Annotated in this window: 29 protein-coding genes, 1 tRNA gene and 2 pseudogenes; 3 read left to right on the top strand and 29 right to left on the bottom strand. The window is 39.6% G+C overall.

The annotated features are described in order from the left end of the window. Nucleotides 1–120: 120 nt before the first annotated feature. From HS1_RS13340 to HS1_RS04730, 5 genes are all read right to left on the bottom strand, one after another. A complete protein-coding gene (locus tag HS1_RS13340; protein ID WP_172793646.1) occupies nt 121–294 on the bottom strand; it encodes a hypothetical protein in 174 nt (57 codons plus the stop codon). A gap of 136 nt (nt 295–430) precedes the next feature. Beyond that, nucleotides 431–1,063, bottom strand: coding sequence for an HD-GYP domain-containing protein (locus HS1_RS04745; protein WP_066061660.1), 633 nt, complete (start codon nt 1,061–1,063; stop codon nt 431–433). Nucleotides 1,064–1,139: 76 nt separating this feature from the next. Continuing rightward, on the bottom strand, nt 1,140–2,249 hold the full coding sequence (gene dnaN, locus HS1_RS04740; RefSeq protein ID WP_066061657.1) for a DNA polymerase III subunit beta: 1,110 nt from the start codon (nt 2,247–2,249) through the stop codon (nt 1,140–1,142). 56 nt (nt 2,250–2,305) lie between these two features. Beyond that, nucleotides 2,306–2,587: a hypothetical protein gene (locus tag HS1_RS04735; RefSeq protein WP_066061654.1), complete on the bottom strand. Its 282-nt coding sequence runs from the start codon at nt 2,585–2,587 to the stop codon at nt 2,306–2,308. A 66-nt stretch (nt 2,588–2,653) separates the two neighbouring features. Beyond that, a complete protein-coding gene (locus HS1_RS04730; protein ID WP_066061651.1) occupies nt 2,654–4,111 on the bottom strand; it encodes a hypothetical protein in 1,458 nt (485 codons plus the stop codon). 305 nt (nt 4,112–4,416) lie between these two features. On the opposite strand from HS1_RS04730, the gene HS1_RS04725 reads away from it, so the two are divergent. Beyond that, nucleotides 4,417–6,201, top strand: coding sequence for a hypothetical protein (locus tag HS1_RS04725; protein WP_066061649.1), 1,785 nt, complete (start codon nt 4,417–4,419; stop codon nt 6,199–6,201). 72 nt (nt 6,202–6,273) lie between these two features. Here HS1_RS04725 and HS1_RS04720 read toward each other — a convergent pair whose 3' ends face one another. From HS1_RS04720 to HS1_RS04705, 4 genes are all read right to left on the bottom strand, one after another. Next, nucleotides 6,274–6,780, bottom strand: coding sequence for a 3'-5' exonuclease (locus tag HS1_RS04720; RefSeq protein WP_066061647.1), 507 nt, complete (start codon nt 6,778–6,780; stop codon nt 6,274–6,276). A 452-nt stretch (nt 6,781–7,232) separates the two neighbouring features. Continuing rightward, nucleotides 7,233–7,691 carry a hypothetical protein gene (locus tag HS1_RS04715; RefSeq protein ID WP_066061643.1) on the bottom strand — a complete coding sequence of 153 codons (459 nt, stop codon included), beginning with the start codon at nt 7,689–7,691 and terminating at the stop codon, nt 7,233–7,235. After that, entirely contained in the window at nt 7,688–9,181 is a 1,494-nt protein-coding gene (locus HS1_RS04710) for an SLC5/6 family protein (protein ID WP_066061639.1), read from the bottom strand. Before HS1_RS04710 ends, HS1_RS04715 begins: the two co-directional genes overlap by 4 nt. Further along, nucleotides 9,178–9,849: a hypothetical protein gene (locus HS1_RS04705; RefSeq protein WP_066061636.1), complete on the bottom strand. Its 672-nt coding sequence runs from the start codon at nt 9,847–9,849 to the stop codon at nt 9,178–9,180. Before HS1_RS04705 ends, HS1_RS04710 begins: the two co-directional genes overlap by 4 nt. 243 nt (nt 9,850–10,092) lie before the next feature. On the opposite strand from HS1_RS04705, the gene recN reads away from it, so the two are divergent. After that, a complete protein-coding gene (recN, locus tag HS1_RS04700; protein WP_066061634.1) occupies nt 10,093–11,697 on the top strand; it encodes a DNA repair protein RecN in 1,605 nt (534 codons plus the stop codon). 94 nt (nt 11,698–11,791) lie between these two features. Here the strand turns inward: recN and HS1_RS04695 are convergent, their stop codons facing one another. From HS1_RS04695 to HS1_RS04650, 8 genes and pseudogenes are all read right to left on the bottom strand, one after another. Beyond that, the gene (locus tag HS1_RS04695; RefSeq protein WP_066061633.1) at nt 11,792–12,319 is read right to left on the bottom strand and encodes a hypothetical protein; all 528 of its coding nucleotides are present in this window, start codon (nt 12,317–12,319) and stop codon (nt 11,792–11,794) included. A gap of 386 nt (nt 12,320–12,705) precedes the next feature. Beyond that, the gene (locus HS1_RS04685) at nt 12,706–13,653 is read right to left on the bottom strand and encodes a hypothetical protein (RefSeq protein ID WP_066061629.1); all 948 of its coding nucleotides are present in this window, start codon (nt 13,651–13,653) and stop codon (nt 12,706–12,708) included. Between the two features lie 170 nt (nt 13,654–13,823). Next, nucleotides 13,824–14,906, bottom strand: a complete 1,083-nt coding sequence (locus tag HS1_RS04680; RefSeq protein ID WP_066061627.1) for a HEAT repeat domain-containing protein — start codon at nt 14,904–14,906, stop codon at nt 13,824–13,826. Nucleotides 14,907–14,933: 27 nt separating this feature from the next. Next, nucleotides 14,934–15,482, bottom strand: a complete 549-nt coding sequence (locus tag HS1_RS04675) for a zinc-dependent metalloprotease family protein (protein WP_216638273.1) — start codon at nt 15,480–15,482, stop codon at nt 14,934–14,936. A gap of 151 nt (nt 15,483–15,633) precedes the next feature. Next, nucleotides 15,634–16,614 (bottom strand): hypothetical protein, encoded by a 981-nt coding sequence (locus HS1_RS04670; protein WP_156469387.1) that lies wholly within the window; start codon nt 16,612–16,614, stop codon nt 15,634–15,636. A gap of 518 nt (nt 16,615–17,132) precedes the next feature. Next, nucleotides 17,133–18,115: pseudogene (locus HS1_RS12790) on the bottom strand (IS91 family transposase). A 345-nt stretch (nt 18,116–18,460) separates the two neighbouring features. Further along, nucleotides 18,461–18,892: a PIN domain-containing protein gene (locus tag HS1_RS04655; protein ID WP_066061610.1), complete on the bottom strand. Its 432-nt coding sequence runs from the start codon at nt 18,890–18,892 to the stop codon at nt 18,461–18,463. Further along, nucleotides 18,885–19,115: a DUF6364 family protein gene (locus HS1_RS04650; RefSeq protein ID WP_066060513.1), complete on the bottom strand. Its 231-nt coding sequence runs from the start codon at nt 19,113–19,115 to the stop codon at nt 18,885–18,887. Before HS1_RS04650 ends, HS1_RS04655 begins: the two co-directional genes overlap by 8 nt. A gap of 546 nt (nt 19,116–19,661) precedes the next feature. Between HS1_RS04650 and HS1_RS04645 the strand changes: the two genes are divergently transcribed. Continuing rightward, on the top strand, nt 19,662–20,291 hold the full coding sequence (locus tag HS1_RS04645; RefSeq protein ID WP_066061607.1) for a tyrosine-type recombinase/integrase: 630 nt from the start codon (nt 19,662–19,664) through the stop codon (nt 20,289–20,291). A gap of 13 nt (nt 20,292–20,304) precedes the next feature. Here the strand turns inward: HS1_RS04645 and HS1_RS04640 are convergent, their stop codons facing one another. From HS1_RS04640 to HS1_RS04575, 12 genes and pseudogenes are all read right to left on the bottom strand, one after another. Continuing rightward, a complete protein-coding gene (locus tag HS1_RS04640; protein ID WP_066061604.1) occupies nt 20,305–20,523 on the bottom strand; it encodes a hypothetical protein in 219 nt (72 codons plus the stop codon). A 17-nt stretch (nt 20,524–20,540) separates the two neighbouring features. Further along, nucleotides 20,541–21,296 (bottom strand): ribonuclease III, encoded by a 756-nt coding sequence (gene rnc, locus HS1_RS04635; protein ID WP_066061602.1) that lies wholly within the window; start codon nt 21,294–21,296, stop codon nt 20,541–20,543. Between the two features lie 22 nt (nt 21,297–21,318). Beyond that, entirely contained in the window at nt 21,319–21,483 is a 165-nt protein-coding gene (locus HS1_RS04630) for a hypothetical protein (protein WP_156469386.1), read from the bottom strand. Between the two features lie 497 nt (nt 21,484–21,980). Beyond that, nucleotides 21,981–22,484, bottom strand: coding sequence for a hypothetical protein (locus tag HS1_RS04620; RefSeq protein WP_066061593.1), 504 nt, complete (start codon nt 22,482–22,484; stop codon nt 21,981–21,983). Between the two features lie 161 nt (nt 22,485–22,645). Then, nucleotides 22,646–22,939, bottom strand: coding sequence for an integrase core domain-containing protein (locus HS1_RS04615; protein ID WP_245670025.1), 294 nt, complete (start codon nt 22,937–22,939; stop codon nt 22,646–22,648). 64 nt (nt 22,940–23,003) lie between these two features. After that, entirely contained in the window at nt 23,004–23,321 is a 318-nt protein-coding gene (locus HS1_RS04610; protein WP_082757611.1) for a hypothetical protein, read from the bottom strand. Further along, nucleotides 23,292–23,367, bottom strand: a tRNA-Thr gene (locus HS1_RS04605). The genes HS1_RS04610 and HS1_RS04605 overlap by 30 nt, the downstream gene beginning before the upstream one ends. A 17-nt stretch (nt 23,368–23,384) precedes the next feature. After that, nucleotides 23,385–23,666 carry a hypothetical protein gene (locus HS1_RS04600; RefSeq protein ID WP_066061584.1) on the bottom strand — a complete coding sequence of 94 codons (282 nt, stop codon included), beginning with the start codon at nt 23,664–23,666 and terminating at the stop codon, nt 23,385–23,387. Between the two features lie 175 nt (nt 23,667–23,841). Continuing rightward, on the bottom strand, nt 23,842–24,645 hold the full coding sequence (locus tag HS1_RS04590) for a DUF5131 family protein (protein WP_066061578.1): 804 nt from the start codon (nt 24,643–24,645) through the stop codon (nt 23,842–23,844). A gap of 53 nt (nt 24,646–24,698) precedes the next feature. Continuing rightward, a pseudogene (locus HS1_RS04585) lies at nt 24,699–25,160 on the bottom strand (RNA-guided endonuclease TnpB family protein). Further along, a complete protein-coding gene (locus tag HS1_RS04580) occupies nt 25,148–25,693 on the bottom strand; it encodes a hypothetical protein (RefSeq protein ID WP_066061572.1) in 546 nt (181 codons plus the stop codon). Before HS1_RS04580 ends, HS1_RS04585 begins: the two are co-directional and overlap by 13 nt. A 42-nt stretch (nt 25,694–25,735) precedes the next feature. Further along, complete coding sequence (locus HS1_RS04575) at nt 25,736–26,389, bottom strand: lytic transglycosylase domain-containing protein (RefSeq protein WP_066061570.1); 654 nt, start codon at nt 26,387–26,389, stop codon at nt 25,736–25,738. Nucleotides 26,390–26,400: the final 11 nt, after the last annotated feature.

The raw sequence follows: 26,400 nt of genomic DNA, 5'->3' as shown, positions 1-26,400 counted from the left end.
ATGGCGCATTTTTGCAGAAGATCTGTCACTTTTTTGCTGGGGGTGGTGTATTATGCTATAGTGGAGTTTTTGCCTGATGAGGCCTGAAGCAGTTCTGGCCCGCATGATGCGGGCCACAGGTTAGCTGAGAGGTTCTATGGTTACCCTGATTTTTTCCGGGGCAGGAGACCCGGTAAACCATTTCTGGATGTAGATGGTTTGAACCACGGGCGGTTGCCCTTCTGTCTCTTCCCTGTAACGGATGGTGTTTTTGGTTTCTTTTTCCTTACTGAGCATGATGGTTTTTTTGTTCATAACATACCTCCTTTTTGATTTTATTTTGGGGGAGCAATTTTTTATTTTGACCGATGCAGTAGGTCCTTTTTGATATAGAACTGGCAGTGCGGGTTTTTCAGAATGGAGTTGTTGGTTCCGTGGGTAAAGTATCCTTCTATTTTTTCTTGGAAGGTTTTTTCTTCCATGAAGAGGACTGGATTGATGTATGCAGGATATCTTTTATCAATTTTACATTATTTCCCAGGTAGTCTTTAAAATCCTTCACAGCCAGCTCTATTGCTACACGGGCAGGAAGTGCTACCCTGTAACTTCTGTTTGATGAGCAGGCCTCAAAGATGTCTGCAACAGAGAGGATTACTGTTTCAGGGGGAAGGTCGGTAATCCGGTAGTAACCATTGCCGTCTGGCTTTTCGTGGTGGAACAGTATGATATCACAGACAGATGGATTACCTGTGGATAAATAACTTGAGTGGCCGTTGAATTCTTCTATTATCTCCACACTTTTTCTGGGATGTGCAAAGATGATATTCCAGTCTTTCTCGGTAAGGAATTTATTTGGCTTGTAGAAAAGTTCTCTTGGCCAGGTGAATTTTCCCAGGTCGTGCAGGGCAGCAGCGAGTTTAACTTTTTTTACGTCCAGTCGCAGTTCCCTGGCCAGGGTGCCAGCCAGTGCGGTAACTCTAACCTGGTGCTCCCATACAGGCAGAAATTCTGTCATTGTGGAAAGTTGATTCTGGAGAGTCAGCCGCAAGCTTTCTGTATAGATAGTCTCAATAGCTTTCTTCATGGTGTTATTTTGTAGCTATACCCTTTTTCGTTCTTCGTTTTCAAGATTTATTTCGTGACATCTTACTTATAATTTGTCATACCTGTTCTTCTACCTCGACAGAGATTGCTGGCATGAAGACCGAGATGTAATTTGGGTTATCTGGAGTGGTTATGGTGCAGGGATCTTCTGGAGATGTGAAGGATAGGGTAATGGTGCTGCAGTGCAACGGACTGATAAGCCTGGGAAGAGTTTCTGCTATCAGGTTAAGGCTCTGGGGAGTTTGCGGTCCGTTGTTAATGGGAACTTCCTCACGTGCTTCTCCGATTTCAGGTCCTTTGCAGAAAAGTGTTAGTTTTTCTCTTTCAAAGGTAAACTTTATGACTTCTGGTTTTACTATTTTCACTCTGTTTATAGCATCTTTGAGTTTTTGTGTATCAATTTGTATCTGAAATCCTGTCTTGGTGGGAATTACTTTTTCGTATGCCGGAAATGATCCTTCGGTAAGCCTGAAGAAAAATATTTCTGAGTCTGTCTGTACTACACCTATATTCTGGTTGAATCCCATGGAGACGGTTTCGGTTTGTACGAGGGACAGTATTTTGTTTATTACATTTCCTGAAATCAGGGACATTTTTGGAAAGTCATCTGGAACTGAGGTCTGTATTGAGGAATATGCGAGTTTGCGCCGGTCTGTGGCTACAAACCGTAGTTCTTCATCACGTTTTTCACATGCAATACTCTGTGCAACATAATCGTAGGGGTCTGGAGCTGTGCAGGGTATGATGTTGTTTATTGTCTCCTTAAGTTTATCTAGGGGTAGAGTGAGTGCCGGCAGGTTCTCCGGAACTTCCAGTGTGGGAAATTCCTGGGGATCCATGGTTAGGAGTGAAAAATGGCTTTTTGGTGTTTTTATGTCAAGCTGGTTGTTTTCGTTTTTACATAGGGGGATTTCTTCCACATCCAGGTTTCTAACTATGTAAAACAGTTGTATTGCGGGGACGACCACTTCTCCTTCGATTTCTATCTGTGCGGGACATGAACCGATGTATGTGTGTTCAAGGTCTGTTGCAGTTACCCGGAGTGCATTATCTTTTGTTTTGATTAATATGTGGGAAAGTATGGGCATGACCTGTTTTTTTGATATAACAGAACATGCCTTGTGAAGGACGCTGGCAAAGTCCTGTGTTTTTACCCTTGCTTTCATTTGTGTATCCTCCTTATCTTTTTATTGGAAAGGAAAGTTTTGTTTTTGCTTATTTTTTAGTACTCCTCGGGAAATAATATGGTGGTTGCGCTTCTATCGGCCTCTGTGATAATCCAGATTTTCGTATTTGCTTTTTTGTAGGCTGAAAGAAGGCGGAGGTTATTTTTAAGGGAAAACTCATTTTCTTTCTTATCTTCCTGACAGAGGTCTCCCCAGTCTCCTGCCAGATGTCGCTGGAGACTGTGGTTTACGAAGGAGGCAAAGTTGGGGTCTGTTTTGATTTTTTCTACTACCTTTTGTGTTGCTACTATTTTCCCTGGATTAAATTTGGCCGGCATGGTGTTCTCCTTGTTTCTATTTTTGTATTCTATAAAGGGAATAAAGCTGGAACTGGCAGGGCGTTCTTAATATTTGTTTTCCAGCCTTAACACAAGCAGTACCATGGGGGCATGATGACACATTTTCACCGGCTCAACATATTCTCTTTCGATTACTTTATAACACGAAACTCCGTATTTACTTGCGGTTTGAGCATAAATCATGGGGAGGGCAGTGAGGCGTATCATCTTCCAGTCAGGTTTTCTTCCTTTAGCAGCAGGTTTCATCCTGGTGACTTTTTTGTAATAGTCCAGTACATCTGAATATTCCAGACCTGCCTGGAATGTAAGGGCAAGTGTGGCGGGAAGGCAGAAAAGTCTGTTCTTTAACAGGTCCTCAAATGTCTCAAGCTTTTTCCAGGAAAAAGCACCCATATAATCAAGCCACACAAAGTTGAACGGCTTAATGTAATTGGGTGGGTTTTTGGCAAATTCATGGTCAGTTGTGTTGAAGGTGTGGATGTAAGACTTTTCTGGTGGCTTGTTCAAAACCATAAACTCATAGACTCTTTTGTCCCTCTCAAGCCCTACAATCTGGCTGATATTCTCTCCTGCAAGTGCAATAAGGTCCCTTTCAAAAAACCAGGTCATTCCTGGAAAGGATAGCAGGGAGATAGGATTGTGCTGCCTTGCCTCAGAAAGGAGAATCTTTCTTATGATAATCTTTTCTTTTCTAAAGGCAATGTCAACAAGCCTTTCCATCTGAGTCAGCTCTGAGTGAGAGGCCTTGGGTCTGGTTCCTTCTTGAGAGGTAGCAGAAGTCTGCGGGATGGCTTCTGTTATCCGTTCAGTTGCAGGGGACTTTTTCTTTGTAAGATATTCCTTAATATAGGCTATTGCTTCCTTTTTGATCTTCACGTATTTCCCCTTGATAACGGCATTCCTTCCACGCAGATAGTTGTAGACATGTTTGTAATAGGGCATTGCCCCTATCCTTGTCATATAGTCAAGCAGTTCTACCTCATTGCTGTTCTCAATTCGTTCAACAGCCTCTGCCACCTTTTTGGGGGATACATTGAGGTACTGAGATACTATTTCAAAAAACCTCTCTGTCGGGTTTATATATGTGATCTGCTTCCCTATGATCCCATAGACCTTTGCAATTCCCTCACCCTTTAATTTCTCAAGAAGGCTGCGATATTCACGTGTCTCCTTATCTACCCCTAACTGTTCCATAACCTGCCTGAATACAACCTGGCTGCTATCTACTTTAAGGTTTTTGATTTCTTCCTGGCTCTTAACCCATTTTTTCCTTTTTGTGAGGAACCACACGATAAATTTTTCCCCAAGTCTTTTGTCCTTGCTGTCAAGATAATCTTTTATTGCCGGTATTGCTTCCTTTCCAAAAACGGCCCTTCTGCCTACCTGTGGAGGCGCAAGTACGCCCTTTTTACGCAGTTCAGTACGCAGTTTGATATAAGAGGAATCATCAAGATTAAGTGCATCCTTGATTTCATAAAGTTCGAAGGTGAGCTCTTTTTCCATTGCCTTTCTCCTTATTTTATTTTCGTGGGGAAGGGGATTCAGTGGATTTTTTGAGTTTTTTGGTGCTCTTTAGGGTTCTTATTGGCCCTGATTGTGAATTGTATTTTCCTTGCAATAAGGATATTGGTTTAAAGAAAGTTGTTCTTTTGAAAAAAGAATAGGGAGAGACGAGAAAGAGGAAGTGTAGCCTTCTCCTCCTTTCTTGATACCTCTCTTCTTTTCCCCATCCGGGCACTTCACATTGTGGGAGTGTCGGGATGGGGGAAAGAGGAGAGAGTGAAAAATAAAAAGAAAGGAGGAAAGTGATGGGAGCATTAGTAACATTAGGAGAGGCTTTCCATATACAGGAAAGCATGGAATTGGATGAAGCCTGGGAGGAGAAATATTGGGCCACGCAGCATGAGCTGGCCCGCCAGGTAAAAGAAATTGAGGAGAGAATTGTGAGTCTTATGGATGGTCGGGCGGATATTTCTTCTTATGTGAATGCTGAACTTCAGGATGCCGGGGAAGTTACCGAGGAAGATAGGCAGAGAGTGGCTGAAGAATTGCGGCAGAGCTTGCTTTATCAGGCGGAAAGTGAAAGAGCGGAATTGTTGAGTGTTGATGTTGCTCTTACGATGAGAGAACAAGAGAAAGAAGAGGCTGAGAAAGAAAAGTTATTAAAAAGATGTGTGCACTTGCTGTGGGAAGATGACACTTACCCTGGCAGTTACCTTCGTGGGAAAATTCTCTGGCAGAAGATCATTGATGAAGATTTCCTGAAGCGGTTTATTGGTTTTTGTTCCATCGATTTTAATAGATGGCCAGGAGTGGAGATTGATTCTAAAGTTCGCTTCAGTGAAAAACCTGTAGCTCGTGGGCATGAAACAGTCAAGGTGATAAATGTTCTTGATTTCCCGGTCAAAACTTTCAAGGTGAAAGAGTACAGGACATCAAACAAGGTCTGGCACATCTGGAATCCGAAGGAAAGTTTATACCGGCAGATGCAAAAATCAGCCTTGAGGTGCTGGCGCAGACGGGGTGGCCTGGAGTACAGACGGGCATTCAAATGCTTAAAGAGACAGGTGGAGGCAGAAATTGCTCAGTTGAAGCTGGAACGAAACAGGAAGCTGAAGGAGATACGGAAGGACATAAATGAGATTTATGTTGCCGAGCGACGGCGGAATGAGCGGAATTACCGGCGGTGGTTATCTGTGGTCAGGCAGTGGTGGAAGGAATATCGGCAGTGGAAAAGAGAGCTAAAGTTGCAGGAAAGGGAATTAAAAAAGTTCTGGAGAAAGAAGTTGTCAAGAGCCAAAGCTAAATACAGAGAGAAGATACAGCAGCTTGAGAGTGATGTTCGGACGGATTTGTGTTTATGCAGGCGGTTAATCCAGAAGAAGGGTCAGGATTTGTGGCAACGGTTGAAAGTAGAAGAGATTGTGTTTACAAAATCGGCTTCTAAGGTCTATGAGGAAAAGAAACAACTCTGGGAGCAGTATAAAAAACTGAGTCAAAAATTGTATTTAGAAACCGGTAGCCAGATTAGAGATGCTTATGAGTGGTTATGGCAGGACGTTTGGCCTACACTGAAGGAACTGGAAAGGGATGCCCGGCAGCGTTTTCTTAAACAGATTCGGCCACCAGCAACACAGGAAGTTTTTTTAAACAGGTCCTCGTTTTTCGGGACACCCACGGCGTTAAAACAGGTTCGTGAGACAGAAGTCAGGTTATTTCACGTTCCCATGAAATGGGTGCGTGAAGGAGATCCTGTCATTCAGTTTATTCCACATGGTGATTCCAGGTTTCTCATCCAGAATTCAAGATTTTTTCCCGACAATGGTAACAGAAAACGCCATGTCTGGATGGAGCGTGTTCCTGCTCCAATTCTTGAGAAAAGGGCATGGCTCTTATTGGACCGTGTCTGGAATTCCAGCATAGTTCTTCAGCTGGCGGCGGAGACCGACTTAGAGACGGGAGATATTGCAGTTTTAATCAGGAAATTCCGCAACAGTAATGTTCTTAACAACGGCCTTCCCATTTTGGGAAAAACCATGATTATTGACCGACACAGAAAACAAAGACTCGCACAGAAGTTACATGCTGCATAGCCTGTGTGCCGACAGGCAGGCCTGTTATGAATTACCTCTCTCTCCTCCTCTCCCTCCCCATTTAAATATGCTTTATTTTTTCAGCAATTTATATGCCTTACAACAATAACTTATCTGATATAAACAATCATCCAGTGCGTTATGTGTTTTTGGGTCTTTATTATTTTCTTTCCTTTCTTTTTGAAGTCCTGCCAAAAACACCAAAGTCCTGATATCCTTCCATCTTGTATAGTGAAATGGGAGTTTTTGTCCAAGTTTCTGACAGGCATTTTCCAGTATTTCTATATCGTAATAATGTGACCAGACATGGGCTTTTTTGTTGATTTTGCAGAAAGTCGTTAACTCTTCCAGGGCCTTTGTTAAAGGAATGGTGTTCTTGTTCCAGGTAATCCTGCTTCTATTTTCCAACCAGAATTTGAGTTCCTTGTATTTGATTTCTAAGTCCCTATCCAGGCAGGATTTTATGTTAACGTTAACAAGAAAAGTTTCTCCGGTTTTTCCTGTCCAGTCAAAGTACACTGCACCGATCTGGGTAATAACTGTGCCCAGCGTTTCCAGGTCTAACATAATATTGTCCATGTTGATGCCTCCGTCTTTTCTATTTTTATGTTAGACATAACAAAGTCCATTTTCAATCCATTCTACCTCTTAGGATTGTCCTTCGCCTTGCAAGTGCAGGGGATGAGAAGGTAATGGACTGCAAAGGTGCAAGGAGGCTAATACCACCTGGTGATGCACTTGCAAACCTAAAGGGGGATTGGGAGAGGATCCATGTACCGTATTTTAAGACTTAATCATACCTTATACCCTTTGCTATAGGGATTCACCTTCATTTAATGATGGAGGCAAGTGCAAAACATCTTGGTATAGAATTTAAACGAGGCAATGAATAACATTTCATATAGATATTTAAGTGAGGCAACAAGTCCTTTCACCGGGTAATCTTATCTCCGGATAAATATTCCCCCATGTACACTGGTGCTGGAGTCTTATAGCCTAGTGATTGATGAGGCCTTCCATGTTTATTATAATTACCAAATTTCTTTCAAATCAACACCTATACTTAAAGCAAGATCCTCACAAATATAACGAAGCAACCATGTAAATATTGTAATTCCAATTTCTATCCCGATTAGTACTATCGTCTCGGTCTTTGTATAGAATATTTCACCGAGGATGATTGGCAAGAAGCCAAAAAACAAAAGACATAAAGTTCCAAATAAAAAAATTTGTGTCACTTTTTCGGTAAACCATAACCAATAATAGTAAAGACAAAGAATTTTGGAGTTGTTTGACGTAGTCTGTAAATCTGCTAAGGAAAATGTGGAACCTCGCGGGGAATTAAGCTGAAGAATCCTGGCAACATTTGACATAGAAAATTTTTTAGTCACATAGAGGCGTGTGCCAATCTTAGCAGCATAGGGAACACTTGCCGTCATCACTAAAGTAAATAATATGTTTATTATATTTATATTCCCTACGACATTCATGTTCCTTTCCTCCGCATTATGATCAAGACTCCACGAAATGAAATTACTATTGTTACAATAATAGCAACAAGCCAGCCTACTGCTGAGGCATATAACACAAGGTCCGGATTGTCTATCTGTTTCCCATAGATCGAAACTCCCCATACAGCTAACCAGCCAATCCAAATTCCACATAGCGCCCCATAACGGGCAGGATGAGCACTTCCGTTAGGAGCTTTGATAGCCAAAACTACTGCTGGGAACAACACGAGTTGTTGATTAAAGAAAACAAAAAGAAGATCAATAAATTCAAAACCAAATATTTGTGTTAAAACATAGTACAAAATAACCCCTGCAAATAAAATGAAGAGGATAGCCCTTCTTGAAGATTTAAGACCTTTCTCTTGAACTTGTTGATCCAATTGAAGGCGGGCATCTTGATTTTCATCGTGAAGGTCCCTGTGTAGTTTAAAATCATAAATGTAAGAATTAAGCACTGTCATAAAAACAGTATCAGCTGTGGATATAAGAGCAGCAACAAAAGCAGTAAACAGCATAGGGTATACAATAATGTTGTATGGAAGGGTATTATTTCTTAATATTTCCAAAAGAATAATAGCACCAGGTTTTTGCAAATTAGCTATCCAGTATAACAAGAGACCCATCGCACCGAATACTATCCAGATGATGAAGGATACGAAAATCCCCCTTTTTAACCCTGATTTGATAATCTCCATATTCCCAACTGCAGCAGCCCTTTGCCAGTGGCTCATCCTCAAAATTTGAAATGGGACATTCCCAATTATCATGACTATAATGAACGGGATAGGAAGCCACCCGGGAAATGGAAATAACTGAGGCGGGTGTGTTTTCGGCAGCTTGAATTGGAAGATTACGAGCGAAATTAGAGCAAGTAAAGTGCCAGTAACAATCAGTTTCAACTGAAGACTGTCCGTATCAATTATTGCTTTATAGCCGCCAAGATAAGTGTAAATAAAAATAAGAGACATGATGAATATGGCTACAATCGCAGTCCATTGAGTGGATGTGGAAAAGATTTTGAATATCTCAACACCAACATAAAGTTCGATAACAAAGATTCCAAGATATCCAAGTATCGAAACAATAGCGCTTGAATACCTTAGCGCACTCCAATTAAATGATTTACCTACAAAATTATGAAGGGTTGTCCCTCTTTCTAGAAAGCCAGCCTTTTGAAGCCTTGGGAGAATGAGAATGAAAATATAAGTACCTAAGCAGAACATAAGAGGTGAAAGTACCAATGGGACACCAAACTTTCCACCGAAATCAAGAAAGAAAAAAAGGACGGTAGCCAATGAGAGCCCTGTAGCAACGAATGTCCTTTCATAGCCAAGTTTGCCCAATCGGCGACCATAAAAGAAAAAGTCATCCATGGTCTCTATTTGCGAACTTCGCTGAACACCGATGATAAAGTACCTAAATAGTGTTACACATGTTAGAATAAGCGCAATACTATCAGGCAAACTCATAGTTGCTCCTCCTTGGCTTTTGGATTGTAAACTACATATTGAAGTTCTGATGATTTTATCTTAAGGTTATGAGATAGTTCAGGAAACTTACCATTGTATAAGTCTACTAATAAGTTGTCTAATTGCGGAGATATTTGAATCCGTTGTTCCATCAAAATACCAGAATAAATTCCTACAGTAATGGCAATTTCTTCAAGTATATAATTTGTTATAAGATCAGGGACACCATTGACATCTCTGCACTTCAATTTAGAGCCAATATTTTCTACTATCTGCAACTTTACTGCTTTTTGGAAAAGCTCATTTTCCGAATAGAAATTTCTAAGAATTTCATATATTCGTTTCCATGCATCATGTGTTTCAATCTCTGAGGCTAAAGAAACGTAGAAATTTGGTAAAAGTTTTGACAACTTAAGATAGCCAGATTGATATTGTTTTCCAACTAAAAGACTTTTTTGTCTTGCTTCCGATAAAGATAATCCTTTGAAGTAGGCGTAATTCCACATTTCAAGAGAATCAGCAATGATAACAAGGAAAGAAAGAGCTTTTTCTCCCAGAGCGTTATAATATTGTCTTACAGTTCGTTTTGAGAACAAAACATTACTCATTAGGCTTATACCCATAAAATAGTGCCCTTTGGGAGCTTCACTTATTGAATAAATTGGCATTTAAATATCCGTAAGTCCTGGTGGAGGTACGTCTAACTCCTTCATATCTGAATAGTTCGGATATACCACCAAATTTGGGAGATATACGAACTTTCGCCTATACCTCCTCTGACCACTGTTGTATTATTTTAATCATATTTTACCCCTACTAAAGGCCATATTAGCACGTATCTCATCTGGTTTCAATTTATAAAAGACAAGCTGGCCATTGAAAAATCACCCAGTTTTATTTAACTTTAGTACATGCTGGCCTCACTAAAGATAAAAGATATAGCCATAATAGATGAGCTTGATATAAAGTTTTGCCCTCACTTAAACATAATTACGGGTGAGACAGGGGCAGGTAAGTCAATTATCATAAATGCAGTGAAGCTTCTTTCAGGAGAAAGGGCACCAAGGAATATGATAAGGTATGGGGCTGAGAGGGGATATGTCTATGCTGAGTTTTTTGAGGAAAATAAAGAGATAAAGATTGAGAGGACAATATATACATCGGGAAGGTCAAGGACAAGGATAAATGAAGGACCTGTAGGCCTAAAGGAGCTCTGTGAGAGGATATCCCCCCTTCTTAGCATATGCGGCCAGCGTGAGTATGAGCTTCTTTTAGATGAGGAGAGGCAGATTGACATAATTGACCACTATGGTGGCCTCCTTCCAATAAGAAATAGCGTAGCAGAGGGATATACAAGGCTAAACTATCTAAAGGCAAGGCTAGATTATCTAAATGAGCTGATAAAGGAAAGAGAAAAGCAGAGGGCGCTTCTTTTATTTGAGGCAGATACAATAGACAGGGCAAAACTAAAGGTAGGTGAGGATAAGGAGCTTTTAGAAGAAAAAGAAAGATTAGTTAATGCAGAGAGGCTAAAGAGGGCTGCTGTATCTTCCTATATGTTACTGTATGAAAAGGAAAACTCTATTATATCTATCCTATCAGGGATAGAGAGGGAACTCTCTGAGGCCTCATCTATTGACAGTAGGCTTAAGGAATCAGCCGATAAGATGAAGGAAACTCGCTATCTGCTTGAGGATATAGCATATTCACTAAGGGATTATGCAGAAAGGGTCTTCTATGATAAAGAGAGGCTGGATGAGATAGAAGAGAGGCTTAGCCTAATTGATAGCCTAAAGAAGAGGTTTGGTGGTAGCATTGAGGAGATCCTCTCTTATAGAAAGAGGATAGAGGATGAAATTTCATCAGGCAGTGAGTATAAGGAGGAGGTAAAAAGGCTCTGTGAGGAGATACCAGCCCTTAAAAGGGAGCTAAATCAAAGGGCAGATGAGCTGTCAAAAAAGAGAAAGGAGGCAGCAGCAAGGCTTAAATCTGAGGTAGAAAAGGGGCTTTTATCCCTTAATATGAGGGCAAGGTTTGATACTGAGTTTATAGGGACAGAGCTAACTGAGAGGGGAAAGGAAAGGGCAAGCTTTTTATTCTCTGCAAACCCAGGTGAGCCACTTAGACCCCTTTCAATGACTGCATCAGGTGGTGAGCTCTGCAGGGTACTACTTGTCATAAAGACTATCCTCTCAGGAAGATACAGCATCCCAACAGTTATATTTGATGAGGTAGATGTTGGCATAGGCGGAAGGACAGGCGAGGTAGTTGGAAGGATGCTAAAGGAGCTTTCAGAATCACAGCAGGTAATATGCATAACACACCTACCACAGATTGCAGCCTTTGCAGACAGGCACTTTTTTGTCAAAAAGGAGATAAAGGATAAAAGGACGGTTACAAGGGTAAAGGTGCTAGAGGGTAATGAGAGGATAGATGAGATTGCAAGGATGCTAGGGGGTGATAAGGCAGCAATAGAGCATGCAAGGGAGATGGTTAAAATTGGCAGCCCTATTTAGAGACTATAAGTAAGCAAAGTGAGATTTGGGAGGGTAAGCTCATTGCAAATTTTTAAATTTACACAAATAAAGGGACGGTACCTGAAGTTGCCCATTATTTTACCATATCTTCCAAATACCATTTCTTATGAAAATCATTAAAGTCCTCCATCTGCTTTCCTGCAACTCCAAGCCACCCACCAGTCCATTTTGGATATGCCCTTGAGCCATCGGGATTCATAAGATTTTCAGGGAAAGTCCGGGCTGTGTAAACAGGGTTCTGCCATGAGTATTCTTTCCCAAGTGTTTGAAAATAGTCACCTCTTATTTTGAATTTCGTTTTGCCTCTGAAGGCTAACTCAACCACATCAAATTTTTTTGATTGCACTTTCTCTGCAAACTGCAAGAACACTCTAAAAACATCTGCCATGCTATTCGTGCCAGAAATTGATCTTAGGTCATATACGAGGATCGAAGGATTGACGTAATTACCAAAATGCACTGATACCTCAACCCCCTCATTTCTGGGATCACCTTTAAGCACATCGTTCATTTGCGATTGTAACCGGAAATAATTGAAACCATATATTCCAATAGTTACTACCAGAACAAAAGCACAAATAATGATTAAAGACTTTTTCACTTTTTATTCCTCTTTTTCAACTGGCAAATTCATATAACGTCAGATTGTGTGAAAACCCTTTTAAAAATAATAAAATATTGTTATCATTTTGGCAAGAAAAAAATGATAAGAGGGAAATATGAAGTATATTCAGGGCGTTCCCACCTGTCTGCCGACAGGCAGGGATGAAATCAGTTGGAATTTTGCTTGCAAAGTGGACAAAAAATACTTATCACACAGCCTGACGTTTTTGGCATATCTGAAGTCGCCGAAGGCGATTTGGGCGAGGATATAGCCCGAACCAGATATGCCATGTTATATGCAACCCGTAAGGGTCGGAGCGAAGCGGAGAGTCGTGAGCGAAAGGCCGATTAGGAATATGCACACTCTTTTCCTCCTCACTTTTACTACTCCCTCAAGATTGGTGCAGCAGAGTTTAAGTCCAAATAATCAAGCAATTTTTTTAATTTTTTTATCTCATCCAATTGGTTAGAATCTGCTTTATCCCTGTAATCTTCAACTGAAGACCAAGCCTTTATGAATCTATCTTGAAGTGTTTTGTCATGCTTCAATTTGTCAAGATAATCTTCAATCGCCTTCTTCACAACACGGTACAGCTCGAAGACATTGATACATATCCAGATTGTGTCTTTGTCTTTTTTAAAATGCGATGAGATGTTCTTGTCTTCCACATAGAATTGAAATTGGATGTATCTCTCTGATCTTTGACTACTTCTTTGGAAGCTAAAAGATTTCGGATAAAAAGAATGAACAAGACCATTTCTTACCCCATCCCAGAGAAGGAAAGGAATGTCTTTATATTCCTTTGGAAAGAAATCTTTAATAAATCTTCTGACGTTATCTGTAGCATTATAGTTTTCATAAACGTTCAGTTTTCCACCTTCTTTCTTGATTTGGTACTTGTCAATTTCTATCCTATTTTTTGAGATAGATGCAATGGTTGCTCTTTCATTAATCTTAAGTCCTTTGCTCTTGATCATCTCTCTCAATCTATTTGTGAGATTTTCTATTTTTAACTGGTTCCATTCTTCTCTTAATTCCTCACTTATGTCTTCACTAAAACATAAGATATAATTAGTCTTCCCCGTATACAATGCAGCTACAAACTCAAGAGCAGTGCTGATAAGGATAGGAACTGATAAGTTTCCACCACCATCCCTTTTTCCCGATTTTTCTTTATTTTTAATAAAATTTTCGATACCGTCAAAAAAAGTTTGAATATCCCCTAACAAGCAATCGATAATCCACTTGGAGCGAGGTCGCCCCTCAAAACTTATATCCTCAAAGATATACCATCTTTTTTTATCTGTTGTCATTTTTTCTAAATCTTCCATTCTCTCACTATCTTTTTAAACCTTTTGCTCCCGATTACGTATAAGTTTTCGGTGTTTGTGAAGTCCGCTAGGCGGATTTGGGGAAGCGTAGCTTCCCACAAACACCGTGTTAGCCGCCGTTTTTCAGTTTTTTACTTTCTGATCTCTCTTCTAAAGTCAAAGCATCACTTTTACCTATTTAGTCTCATTATGCTACGCTTGTTTTGTCGTCTTTTAAGGAAGTAGCATTTTTGAAACTCCAAACTCTCATCAGTCAATCGGCCGGTGATTTGACATGGTAAAGTTCCAGGGCGTTCTATATCGGTTATTGAGAAGGTCATTGTGCTTTCTTTAATATACCCTCGACCTGAAAATAAGGGTTCACCATCAGTCCGGCAAACTATGATATCAAGAGTGTGACGATCGTAAGGAGATGACAATACCAAAGATTGCGTTGTGTATGTATCTCTCTCCTCAATATATCGAGCTAATAAACCAAAGAGCACTTTCTTTTCTATAATGCTTGATAAGATATGGTGATCATATTTCTTGTTTAGTAAAAAAAGGAAGGTGACTCTACCACCACACTCTACTTTAAATCCAATATTTTCAGATACTTCTATCCCATAATTACTACCTTCAAAGGATTGGAGATAATTCATCAATCCATCTTTTCCAATTTGTTTAATAATAAAATTAATAGCATCGCTTCTTGCTTCTAATTTTCTATCGGCTCCGGGTACAAATGGTAGCGTATCACGATCAAGACCAAATCGATATGAAATCAGCGTTTTTGCAAAAGCTATTTCTTTCTTAATAAAATCTGAAGGTGCTTGAGAGATTCTATCCAGTGCTTCAATCGCCTTTTTACTACCAATACACCCTAATGATCTAATAATTTTTGCTTGAACTAACTCGTTCTCAACATTCAGATGGGTAATCAACTCACGCTCGGCATCTTCTGGTGGTAAAAGGCTGAGGTTCGCTGCTGCAACTGCTCGTAAATCAACCTCTTCTTTCTCGTCCGCTATAATCTTGCTTAGAATTTTACATTCCTCGGCAGCTCCTATGCGAGCTATAGCTGATAAGGCTTTCACTCTATCTCCTCTGCTTATTTGAGGAATTTTCCCCATGGCAATTTCTTTGAGTTCCTGTAGGTCAGTAGCATTTAAAACAGATAACAACTCACGAGAAAAAAAGTGTTTCTCAGAAAGCACCCTCTCTACATGAGGAGAAATCCCACGTTGCCTTAAATAATCATCTCTATTCTCCATTTTCAAAACCTCCTTTTAAAACATTCATCAATAACAACCTTTATCTACAAAACAATGTTTCTTCATTGTGTTTCCTTGATTGTTTGTAATTGCTGTATTAGCATTAGATGCACTGGTAATAAAGTTGTTAGGGTCTCCACTGTGCCCTAGTCCGAGGAAGTGACCAATCTCGTGTGCAAAGGTATTCCCAGAGTTATTGGGATTGCCATTAAGTGATACTACACACTCTCCGTCTTTAGTATCCTTGTCACAAGGGCCATCTATAGAAGATACCCCATCTGCATCTGTCATAGTCCGAACAATGAAGAGATCAAGAAAATCATTATCAACTTTGTACTCATCTGCTAGGTCGAAGGCATCACTCGAAGAGAGACTCGCTGAACCTGGTACAGAGTACCACTTGCTAATTTTTCGAATTCCAAGATTTACTTGTGAATAGATATCCCGCATAAATTGTATAGCATATTCAATCTCGTTAAAATCTGCTGCTGTAAAATTTTGAGATCCTACCAAGATAAGATTTATACCTTTAAGGCATGGACCTTTTATCAATTCTAATTGTCGCTTAATGGACATAGTTCGTCTTGGAGCGCTGTACCCAAAAACATCTCGGACTACCGAAAAGGGTGGTGAGAGAGCCAGACAATCTTGTGCAATATCTTTTAGACTTAGTGTCATGGTAATACCTCCTTCATTCTAAAATTGGATTTTCATCGTCTTACCTTACTCATGGTGAGCTCGATTCAAGTTCTTCAACTCTCTCACGCAGAGCTAAAATTTCTTCTTTCATTCTGCGCAATTCCTTGATTAAATCCAACTGTGACGGAGAACTCTCTTCTGGCCAAGCAGGCCATGTTGCCTCTGTAAAGTCATCCGTACAGATTCGCATTTTTACAGAACCACTGGGGTCTTTAAAATCTATCCGTTTATACTGTGTGTCAATACGTATCAATACATTCCCATTCCCATCCTTAAGAATGATGTCGCCATCTCGACCACCACCGCCAAGATACAAATTACCAAATTTATCAATCTTGGCTACAGTGTTGCCACTTGTATCTTTAATCTCTATCTTACCTTCATCAGCACCAATATGAATGATTCGATTACCATTCTTATCATTCAATAACACATCGCCATCTACTTCTCCATTTCCACCGGCTTCAAAATTACCATGTCTATCAATCTTGGCTACAGTGTTGCCACTTGTATCTTTAATCTCTATCTTACCTTCATCAGCACCAATATGAATGATTCGATTACCATTCTTATCATTCAATAACACATCGCCATCTACTTCTCCATTTCCACCGGCTTCAAAATTACCCCATCTATCAATCTTGGCTACAGTGTTGCCACTTGTGTCTTTAATCTCTATCTTACCTTCACCAGCGCCAATATGTATGATTCGATTACCATTCTTATCATTCAATAACACATCGCCGTCTTGCTCTCCATTTCCACCGGCTTCAAAATTACCCCATCTATCAATCTTGGCTACAGTATTCCCCTTATCGTCCTCTATAACTAGTTTACCACCTTTAGCAATCTTTAGGTCTTTATGAACAACTACATTTCCGGGATAATCACCATTCCAATTTATAACCAATTCATCATTGAAGCCATGGACTAAAGCCCGTCGGTCTCCCCCTTGGGTCTTACGCCGGTTAGGATGATCCAAGTGCAAATCGTGTGCTTCTAAGCGCACATGATCCTGTTTGATTTTCCAGCACTTGACCAATAACCAATTACCCTCAACAATTACTGTCCCATCTTCTAATTTAATATCAGCATTAGCCATTTTCTTTACCTCCTTTTGACTTTGTTCTTATCTTAACCCTTTCATTAACAAAGCCGTTTTTATTGTCCCTCACACATTACCTCCTTCTACCACACCAACTCAAATGGGAGCTAACGGTTAGGCTTCTCTCTGATGTGATAATTTCAGAAAGAAGCTGTTGAACGAAGTTGCTACGCACCTCCTATGGAGTTTCAATAAAGCAATTTTCTATCTTTTTACGATTATATAGGGTATAGATTTGGTTGTCCAGCACAAATAATTAACTGACCATGATGAAATAGAATCAATTTCTGTAGGTGGGAGTGCCGGCTTTTAAATAAAATTGCACACCAAAAGTGGCATTTGGACGAACCAGTAGGGTGGCTATTTGGGATAACCTTTCTGAAGGTACAGGTAAGTTCTAAGTGTATCATAATTACCTTAATCTATGGAGGCTCTTTGTACCTTTCTGGCAGAAGGACTGTTTTTCTGACCATTTTGCCTTTACCATAGAAAGGGCATCTCATAAGGTTTATCCCACAGACCCTGAGTAAGAATTCCTGCCATGTTTCAGATACATCTCTATTAGTTACCTTAACAGTAATAACTCCTAGAAATTTGCGACATTTACTCAGCATGGCTTTGCGATTTCTATTACCCAAAAGACCATAATATCTGATTTTTACAAACCTATCAGGCAATACATGAAGCAAAAATCTGCCCATTCCTGGCTGTAAAACCCTTTCAAGAACTCTTTGAATGCTTCTGACTCTTGCAAATGACTGATATTACCTGGGAATATGAGTTCTTGGGAGTCATAGCTTTTTCTAAGATAATCCAGGAACTTACCCCTGAACAATCGGAACATGACCCTTACAGAAAGAAAAAACCCCTTTCTGCAAGAAACCCATTTATCTCCATCAGGTGATAATCCCCCACCGGTAACGATGCAGTGAATATGTGGATGATCCATGAGATTCTGTCCCCATGTGTGCAAGATACCTATAAAACCAATTTGTGCACCCAGGTGCTTTTGATCCCTGCTGAGCTCGGTAAGGGTTTCAGCAACTGAACGAAAAAGGATATTGTAAATGACCCTTTGATTCCTTAAGGCAAGGGGATTGATTTTATCAGGTATGGTAAAGACAACATGGAAGTACTGCACTGGAAGGAGGTCTTCTTTCCTTTTCTCAAGCCATTTCTCTTTCCTCAAGAACTGACACTTTGGACAGTGTCAATTTCGACATGAGTTGTGAGATATCCTTATAGCCCCGCAGGTATCACACTGTTCTACATGACCTCCAAGCTCTGCAGTTCAGCACACTTCAATGGCACGCATGGCACGTAGCTGATTAAGTGGCATCTCATGAGACCTTCTATAAACATGCCCATATTGCCGGAATATGTCTGCTACCTCTACAGCACACATTGGGAACTCCCTAGATAGCTATAGAGGTCTTTGTAACCTCATTTAAAACAAGGTGATGTCTTATAATTCCTGTAAAAAAGTGGCCTAGTTATGATGGATAAATTTGACAATGGCTATGAGCCATTTCATATAAAAACAGCTGAGGGCAAAATTTGTGTATATAAGCCTTAAAGCCAAGAAATACAGAAAAGTCCTTTTGTTCAAAGCTGGCGGCTTTTTTCAGGAATAACTCTCAAGTATTAGAGAAATTAGCTATTGAGATGTATTCCAGAGGCCTTATTGTCTGGATAGATTAAGATCAGAATTAGGGATCAGGGAAGAATTTCAAAATAACAAGAGAGGAGACTACAAAACAGCGAATTTAAAAAATGGATTAACTATTTCTATACCTGCTATTTTCATCCCGTGAGAAAGATCTTCTGTAAAAAGGATTTTACATCCTGCTCTTTGAGCTGCTGCCACTATCAATGCATCCCAAAAAGAAATTTTATATTTTCTTTTTATACCTATTCCACTTAAAATTAAAGACGGATCGATAATCACTACATCAAGTTTACTATAATTTCGGATAATCTCTTCAGCTATTTCTTCTTTTAAAGCAGGTTTAAGCTTTTGTATTAAAACTACATAAAGTTCTTGAAGTACCTGAGTCGAGATTATCATCCGACCCGAAGGTCTCCATTCATTAATCAAATCTACTACTAAAGCCTGTTTTCTATGTTCACTCTTATCAAATTCATAGGCTAAAATATTAGTATCAAAAAAAGCTTTATACATCGTAAAGCTCTTTTCTTTCCCACTTTTCTAACTTACCCCTGTTCTCCTTGGCTATCTTTGCAATCCTTTCATGAACCTCTGTATATCTATTTTCTTCCCCTAAAAATTTTTCTATTTGCTCTCTCATCAAGGCTGATATACTTTTTCCCTGTAAAGCCGCGATTTGTTTAATTTTCTTCCAAATTTCCTCTGAAACCGCTATTGTCAGTATTTTAGTAGCCATGTTTGACTCCTTTTAATTATTAAATGATTAATAAAATAATAAATTATTATGTTTTTATTGTCAATTTCACTTACAATATAAAAAATTTTGGGGTAAAAGTCCCGTTTTCTTATATCCCAAAGCAATACCGGGATCAATTAGTATTTTCCTCTTTTTTGTTTTTACAAAACAGCAAATTCCTCTTACACCCAGAGATTCGGTTGCTAAAATTTCTATCTTCATTTTCTTTTATACTTTAACCCTGCTTGCATATTTTTCTAAAGATGCAAAAGATCATGATCATTAAAATCTGTAAATAATTTTCTTTATATTGCATTGTATTTTTGTAGGCGTTCACCGCAAAGGACACAGAGGATTTTGGATCCATGTTGTACTTAGACCAAATCCAGAGAGCGTAAACGACTTCCATATAAAATTTTACACGAAAATCCAAATTTCCGTGTAAAAAATAAATTTTTACTCAAAGAATCCTTATAAAAGTATTGACAAACGACAGTTCTTTGTGATATTTTTACACTAAATCTTTTAAAATAATCGTGTAATATAATGGCTATAACTCCGTATCAAACCTTACCGCTGGTAGGTACCAAGCCGATTCAGTATCTGACAGAGATTCAGACCAATGCTCTGGTTCAGGTTTTTCAGGAATGGTATGATAAAAGTCCTACAAAAGCAAAAGGAAGAATACGGGGGAGGTACTGGCTGACCTTCCTGGTGCTCAGGTTTACTGGTGCAAGGATAGGAGAGGTGCTAGGTATAGACGATAGAACAGATATAGATTTCAGGAATGGGGAGATCAAGCTGGTTACTCTCAAACGACATAATTCCAGGAGAAGAAACAGCACCAGAATTATTCCTGTTCCTGCCAGTGTGATTTCTGAGATTGCAACCTATCTGGCTGAGTTTCCTGAGCAGAGGGGAAGGGTGTTTAAGCTTGACCAGGGCAACTTCAGGCGGGTGTTTTACGAAAGGGCAAAAGAAGCAGATATACCAAAAGACCTGGCCCATCCTCACATACTCAGGCACACAAGAGCAATTGAGTTGTTAAGAGCAGGAGTGCCGGTAACGATTGTGCAGGATTTATTGGGACATTCGGCTTTGACGACTACTGCTGTATACCTTAGAATCAGTGGTCAGGAAGCAAAGGGAATTTTAAGAGAGAAGGGGTTGGTGTAAACGCTGGGCTTTATTAACTTAGACTAATTATCTCTGGAAAATACTTCTCAATATACCTTTTCTTTGCCAGTATCTCTGCCCATCCTTCCATATGAGCCTCTGCCTCCTCCCTGGTATTGCAGGTAATATCAAAGAGGTAGATCTCATTAGTCATAAGGTCTATCGCGTAAAACTCTCCTGTATTCTCTATCCATGAGATTCTAAAGGTATGTCCAGGTGCTATTCTGGACATCCACCAGCATCCAAAATCTAATTCCCCTGAGGTTTCTCTTTTCCTATTCTTGTAGAACTCTTTGACATTTTTAAAGATGCGCATGTTTTTTTCTCCTTTTTTACACTTCTTAGTTTTTTTAGAACCATTTTAGCAGCCATTTGTTCCGCAGCCTTTCTAGATTTACCCTTTCCTATGGCCCATAGTTTTCCCTGGATGTAAACTCCTACTTCAAATTCTTTGTCATGGTCAGGACCCGATGTCTTTAAAATATGATAACGAGGTAAAATATGATAATCCTGCTGTAACCAGTTTTGCAAAAGTGTTTTGTAATCACTATTGGCATTAAATTTTATTTTATCTAACCATGGTAGAAAAAACTGCTTTACTACCTGTGAAGCTGTCAGAAAATTACTGTCCAGGTAAATGGCACCGATTATGGCCTCAACAGCATCGGCTAAGATGGATGTTTTCTCTTCACCATGTGCTTGAATCTCTCCTTTACCCAGATATAAATACTTGCCTAACTCTAAAAACCTGGCTATCTCAGCTAAAGTACCTTCTCCCACCAGAAATTCCTTAAATTGAGAGAGGCAACCTTCATTCAGATCTGGATATTTGTGAAAGAGGTAGTCCCTAACCACCAGTTCTAATACTGCATCTCCCAAAAACTCAAGCCTTTCATTGTCCTTAACTTTCTTTTCATGAGCATATGAGCGGTGGGTCAGGGCTTGTTTGAGGAGATCTTTGTTTTTGAACTGGTATCCTATATGTTTCTGGAGTTGATCTAGCACGGAGAAACCATCCAGTTTTTTATTATATTAAGGCATTTAAGAGTTCTGCTACATACTCTCGTGTTTCTTCTTTTGTGTCATTTGGTAAGCAATAAAACCCTGAGCTTTTTGTAATATCATCTATCAGTTCTTCTTTTGAGTATGCTGGGTCCTCTGGCATGGGGTGGTCTTTAAGGTACGTTTTCATTTCAAAAATGCTGGAAAATACAAGATGCCATGCTTTCATACAGTCTTGATAGAGAACTTTATTTTCCGTAACTATAACTACACGGCTGTAATCGTCATAGGAAGGTTCAACATAAACAGAAATTCTTTTAATATCTGGGAAATCCTTTTCAATCTGTCTTGCTACCGGGTCAAATATAAAGTGAATAAAAGTCAGTGGAAAAGAAACCCCCTCTAAAACCCTACTGCTTACGTAGCCAAGTTTTTTAGCCTACCTGCCGGGGAACCTGGAGGCAGGGATAAACCGGCCGTGAGATGAGGAATGGTAGCCTCCAATCGGACCCAGACATTTCTTCTTATTAAAAACACCCCTGGCTATGGGGACAGGGTGAAGGCCACCCCGGCATGGGTAACCCATGAATGGAACAAACACTTGTGGTTGCCACGTGCCAGATCCCTGAGATATGTGTCTCAGGTTCTTCAGGCAGTAGCGGAGTGGCAGTCAAGTGCGCCCAATTGTTAGCGACAATTCTTACATCTTACGCTTAATGTATGAATACAATTTCGTCTTGGCCAAATAAATTTCTCAAGGATATCTTTTTTTCCAAGTTCCTTAGCCTTTGCCTCTATAATGTCCAATAATGCTTTCGCTTTTCTATATCTTTCCATATATTTCTTATTTGAGAGGCATTCTTTGTGGATGTCAATATCTCCATATTTAGATATATACGTTAAAATGTAAAAATTTAATAATTTTTCGGAAGCAAGCTTCTTTTTTTTCTCGTTTAATCTTCTTTCTTTTTTTCTTAACATTTCTTTTAAATTTTCAATCTTCTTTTTTTTCTCTTTAAGTTGTTGTTTAGTTGCTTCAAGTTCTATCTTTTCTTTAGTAACTTGTTGCTCAAACTTTAATAAATTTTCTCTTTTTTGATCTAACCATGCTTCACCTGAAATAATTATAATAGTTATAACAACTATAAAACTAATTACAATTTGACGGATGTCTTTCCTTGTTATTTTCATGGCAGTGTTTCCTTATTTGTGTAAAATTAAAAATTTCTAACAGGCTTATCCTCCCAAATCTCATTTTGCAATTTAAGTAAACTAAATAGTATTCTAATGATGGTGTTAGTCTGTACTGGGATGCTCCCAAATTTTGGACACTGTTAGTGTTAAAGAATCTTTTATTCTCTGCCTTTTTCCCATATTTTCTCTGGTGTTTTATATCCAAGTGCACTGTGTAATCTGCAAGTGTTGTGGTTCTCTATCCAGTTATTTATCTTTTCCCTTGCCTCAAAAATATCACTAAATATCTCTCTATTCAAGCATTCAAGGCGCAAAAGCTTGTGAAAGCTTTCCATATGACCATTATTAAATGGCTGTCCAGGTGGTATCACTTCCTCTTCTATATTCCATCTATGTATAAGTGCCTTGAAATGTTTTGATTTAAATTCAGGCCCATCGTCACGTCTTATCATTTTGGGAGGCCCGTATAGTCTAAAAAGTTTCTCAAGATGCCCAGATACAACTTTACCACTAATACTAAAGTCTAAAGTCAACTACAGGCTCAAATGCCTTCCTGGAATAAACATCTATTACATTGAACACTCTAAAAGCCCTTCCATTTTCAAGGCTATCATGAATAAAATCAATACCCCAGATCTCTCCTGCATAATTGGCAACAGTAGGTGTAAAAGAAACTTTCCTTTTCTTATGCCGTCTTTTGCTCTTAAAGAAACCATATCTATTAAATCCCTCTTCCCCGCCTGCCGTCGGGCAGGTTTCCAAATCCGATAAACCTTTTTGTGATTTACATTCGTTTTTTACCTCTGGAGCTGGCGGAGGGACTTGAACCCACAATCTGCTGATTACGAATCAGCCGCTCTGCCTATTGAGCTACACCAGCGTAAACTTGCAATCTAATTATACTTCTTCTTCTGTTTCTGGGAAGGGGACATGATTTCCACATGTTCCCTGCTTCAAACCCAGCACGCATGTCCGTCGAAGCCAAAAGTCTTTTTCTTGAGGTGTAACATCTGGATGCCTCCTGGAATGCACGCAGGAAATACATCCGCCCCACTCCTTTGCGTGGGCCCGAAGAGCCCTTTCTGCCATTTCCTCGCTGCAATCCTCAAAGAGTTCTGCAGCATAGGACAGCACAAGTCTTTTAAAGTTTTCCTTTTGATACATCTTTTTTTTATGCATCTTTTTCTCCTTTCTGGACTGGTTATTTACCTTGTCCAAAATTTTTTTATAAAGTTCTTCAAGGCACGTTTCCATTTCAAAAATGCTGGAAAATACAAATTAGAGTCTCAGGTTTATTTCCCTTCAGTTTCTTTTTTCATAACCAGGGAAATAGTTTCTGTTCTTTGGCAAAAAGCTAAGTGGGCAATTGCTGTATTTTCTCAGGCCATTCAAGGTTATCTTTAATAAAAACAGGGATATTGCAGACTCTTGCTATTTTCACAATAGACTCTACCCACTGCTTACCTGGCTGCCTGTTCGGATTCGTCTGAGCACCAATGATGAACCAGTCACAGAACTCTGCAAGGTCAGATAGTGCATTAGAAGGTATTGGGGCAAGTAGTGGTTCAAAAGAGACAATCGCCTTTCCAATCCTACCTGACCTTTTTACCTTCCTGAGTACACTGATTGCGTGTTTCAGCCAGAGGTAGTAATCTGGCTTGAGTTTCCCACTGCCACCATAAATTCTGGGTGTGTAGATTCCATCAACACTCACTCCAAACCAGACATTGGGATAACAGGCTAGCGTTTGATTGAGAAACCAGATTTCGCTATCAATGATATTTTTTGTAAGGATTACGAAAGTATGCTGGGGGGTTTCCTCAATAACTTTAAATACCTGGGTAAGCCAGGGATATGGATTGCCAAACATTTCTCCCATGGAACAAACAAAGAACATGCATGGTTTCTTCTTTTTGTAGGGAATGCGTAGTCTTTCAGGGAAAAATGTCGGGGAAAAACCATTTGGGTACATTTTTGTGCCGGTAAACCGTGTAGCTATCTTTCTGGCATAGCAGTAGGGGCAGTTATTCCTGCACCCTATTATGGGGTTCCATGTATCACCCCTTGTACCATCAGGATTTGTTACCCACTCAATCTTGGTTGCCCTCATGTTTTCTCCTTTGAATGCATATATTTTCCTGTAGTCGCTTAATATCATGTGACCTCCTCTCCTCATTGAAATGAGGAGCTTCCCGCTTCATTGGAGACAGCTTACCCGCAGGCAGAGGCTGTTTCCTCAGCGGGCATAAGGTCGGGACGGTCCATCCCTACTGCTACTTTAAGTAGATTCAATGCAGCATTAACATCTCTATCGTGTGTTTTCCCACAAATTGGGCAAGTTCACTTCCTGTCAGATAAAGTTAAAAACCTATTTTTGTATCCACACACATGACATAGCTTAGATGATGGATAAAATGGTTTTACTTTAATAAGCCTTCTGTCATAAAACTTTGCCTTGTATTCCAGCATGTTTATAAACTTATACCATCCTGAATCTGAAATGCACTTTGCAAGGCGATGGTTTTTAACCATACCTTTGATGTTTAAACTTTCTACAACTACCGCTTGGTTATCGCTTATTATTTTCTTGCTTAGTTTATGGGAAAAATCATTTCTCTGGTTTCTTATCTTTTCATGGAGCTTAGCTAAAAAATCTGTGTTTAGAGAAGACATCCTGCGTTTTTTAGCTTTTCCACCAACCCGGTAGCAAAAAGCATTGCACCTTCCTCTGTTTCATCATATGCTTCCCTGACAGATGCCTCAATAATTTGCATTACCATTTTGTCCTTGTTATTGCCGTGTTTTTCAATTAGTGCCTGTGCACGTGGCATATCTATCCTGTATTGTTTGTTTCTAAGGGAAGCAATAAGACCTTTTTTAGCAATTTTCCTGGCCACTTCACACATAGCCTTATTTACATCAGCGTAATCTCCACTGAGCCACCACGTGCCCTTAAGCTCCGTGCTTTCTCCCGTTAAGAACTGGTTAAGGAATTCAATGCTCATCTCGGGTTCGTCAAAGTAGGTAGCGTAAAAGCCATCTATATCGTAGTGGGCAATGAAGGAACAATGTAAATGAAGGTGCTCATAAAGCCTCTTTGTGAAGTATTTTCTATCAAAATTACTTTTGAGAAAGCGCCTGAAGTCCTCAACCACTCTCTCTTTTTCTTTTGCTGACATAAACTTTACATCTTTGAACCTACTCATTTTTGCCCCCTTTTAATTTTTTTCATAAAGAGGGGGAAATAGTTATTGTGCTATTTCTACATGGCGTTTGCCTTTATTGTCCTGCAATAATTTCGCTGCAATAACGTACTCCCCATATCTTGCAAGGACTGCCTCAGCGTATTTTTCACATTTTCTGCCCTTATATCTATTTCCGCACTGATAGCTCATCAGTGCCTTTTTTACGTCGCCTTGTTTTTTGATAAGCCTGGTGATGATGTAGTCTGCCATAAGGACGGACTTTTCAGGATCAAAGTAGTCTCTATATCCTTTAAGAAGTCCTGCTTTTTTTAGTTCCTTTTCCCACACTTTGGGAACTATCTGGGCACAGCCAGCTGCTCCCTGCCTGCTCTTTGCAAAGATGTCAAAGTGGCTTTCCTCGGTAATCAGGGCAAGTAAGAGAAGGGGGTTGTCAGTTTTGTAAGCTGTATTCACTATGTTTTTGATTATGGTTTCGGGAATATAAGGTTTGGCATTTGCTATGGCCAGTTTGTAGGCTGTCTCAAGGATTTCGGGTTTTGTTATGTTGGCCTGTGGTGCTGGTTTTGCATTTTCAGGCGATGTTTTAGTTGAGTTAACCAGGATAACCTCTGTTGAGACTGCCAGTGCTACTGCTGAGGCTATTAGTAAACCTTTTGGTAGAGGCTTCATTGTTATGTAGTTTTTTCTTTCTTCCATTTTTATCTCCC

The sequence above is a fragment of the Candidatus Desulfofervidus auxilii genome (assembly GCF_001577525.1).
GTDB classification, from domain to species: Bacteria; Desulfobacterota; Desulfofervidia; order Desulfofervidales; family Desulfofervidaceae; genus Desulfofervidus; species Desulfofervidus auxilii.
The sequence above is the reverse complement of the archived record's forward strand: the minus strand, read 5'-3'. Positions and strand labels throughout refer to the sequence as shown.

What these genes read in the sequence shown, in the direction of transcription:
- HS1_RS13340 (WP_172793646.1), bottom strand. Translation starts at nt 294, where the DNA reads ATGAACAAAAAAACCATCATGCTCAGTAAGGAAAAAGAAACCAAAAAC.
- HS1_RS04745 (WP_066061660.1), bottom strand. Translation starts at nt 1,063, where the DNA reads ATGAAGAAAGCTATTGAGACTATCTATACAGAAAGCTTGCGGCTGACT.
- dnaN (WP_066061657.1), bottom strand. Translation starts at nt 2,249, where the DNA reads ATGAAAGCAAGGGTAAAAACACAGGACTTTGCCAGCGTCCTTCACAAG.
- HS1_RS04735 (WP_066061654.1), bottom strand. Translation starts at nt 2,587, where the DNA reads ATGCCGGCCAAATTTAATCCAGGGAAAATAGTAGCAACACAAAAGGTA.
- HS1_RS04730 (WP_066061651.1), bottom strand. Translation starts at nt 4,111, where the DNA reads ATGGAAAAAGAGCTCACCTTCGAACTTTATGAAATCAAGGATGCACTT.
- HS1_RS04725 (WP_066061649.1), top strand. Translation starts at nt 4,417, where the DNA reads ATGGGAGCATTAGTAACATTAGGAGAGGCTTTCCATATACAGGAAAGC.
- HS1_RS04720 (WP_066061647.1), bottom strand. Translation starts at nt 6,780, where the DNA reads ATGGACAATATTATGTTAGACCTGGAAACGCTGGGCACAGTTATTACC.
- HS1_RS04715 (WP_066061643.1), bottom strand. Translation starts at nt 7,691, where the DNA reads ATGAATGTCGTAGGGAATATAAATATAATAAACATATTATTTACTTTA.
- HS1_RS04710 (WP_066061639.1), bottom strand. Translation starts at nt 9,181, where the DNA reads ATGAGTTTGCCTGATAGTATTGCGCTTATTCTAACATGTGTAACACTA.
- HS1_RS04705 (WP_066061636.1), bottom strand. Translation starts at nt 9,849, where the DNA reads ATGCCAATTTATTCAATAAGTGAAGCTCCCAAAGGGCACTATTTTATG.
- recN (WP_066061634.1), top strand. Translation starts at nt 10,093, where the DNA reads ATGCTGGCCTCACTAAAGATAAAAGATATAGCCATAATAGATGAGCTT.
- HS1_RS04685 (WP_066061629.1), bottom strand. Translation starts at nt 13,653, where the DNA reads ATGGAAGATTTAGAAAAAATGACAACAGATAAAAAAAGATGGTATATC.
- HS1_RS04680 (WP_066061627.1), bottom strand. Translation starts at nt 14,906, where the DNA reads ATGGAGAATAGAGATGATTATTTAAGGCAACGTGGGATTTCTCCTCAT.
- HS1_RS04675 (WP_216638273.1), bottom strand. Translation starts at nt 15,482, where the DNA reads ATGTCCATTAAGCGACAATTAGAATTGATAAAAGGTCCATGCCTTAAA.
- HS1_RS04655 (WP_066061610.1), bottom strand. Translation starts at nt 18,892, where the DNA reads ATGTATAAAGCTTTTTTTGATACTAATATTTTAGCCTATGAATTTGAT.
- HS1_RS04650 (WP_066060513.1), bottom strand. Translation starts at nt 19,115, where the DNA reads ATGGCTACTAAAATACTGACAATAGCGGTTTCAGAGGAAATTTGGAAG.
- HS1_RS04645 (WP_066061607.1), top strand. Translation starts at nt 19,662, where the DNA reads ATGGCTATAACTCCGTATCAAACCTTACCGCTGGTAGGTACCAAGCCG.
- HS1_RS04640 (WP_066061604.1), bottom strand. Translation starts at nt 20,523, where the DNA reads ATGTCCAGAATAGCACCTGGACATACCTTTAGAATCTCATGGATAGAG.
- HS1_RS04630 (WP_156469386.1), bottom strand. Translation starts at nt 21,483, where the DNA reads ATGAAAACGTACCTTAAAGACCACCCCATGCCAGAGGACCCAGCATAC.
- HS1_RS04620 (WP_066061593.1), bottom strand. Translation starts at nt 22,484, where the DNA reads ATGAAAATAACAAGGAAAGACATCCGTCAAATTGTAATTAGTTTTATA.
- HS1_RS04615 (WP_245670025.1), bottom strand. Translation starts at nt 22,939, where the DNA reads ATGATAAGACGTGACGATGGGCCTGAATTTAAATCAAAACATTTCAAG.
- HS1_RS04600 (WP_066061584.1), bottom strand. Translation starts at nt 23,666, where the DNA reads ATGCATAAAAAAAAGATGTATCAAAAGGAAAACTTTAAAAGACTTGTG.
- HS1_RS04590 (WP_066061578.1), bottom strand. Translation starts at nt 24,645, where the DNA reads ATGATATTAAGCGACTACAGGAAAATATATGCATTCAAAGGAGAAAAC.
- HS1_RS04580 (WP_066061572.1), bottom strand. Translation starts at nt 25,693, where the DNA reads ATGAGTAGGTTCAAAGATGTAAAGTTTATGTCAGCAAAAGAAAAAGAG.
- HS1_RS04575 (WP_066061570.1), bottom strand. Translation starts at nt 26,389, where the DNA reads ATGGAAGAAAGAAAAAACTACATAACAATGAAGCCTCTACCAAAAGGT.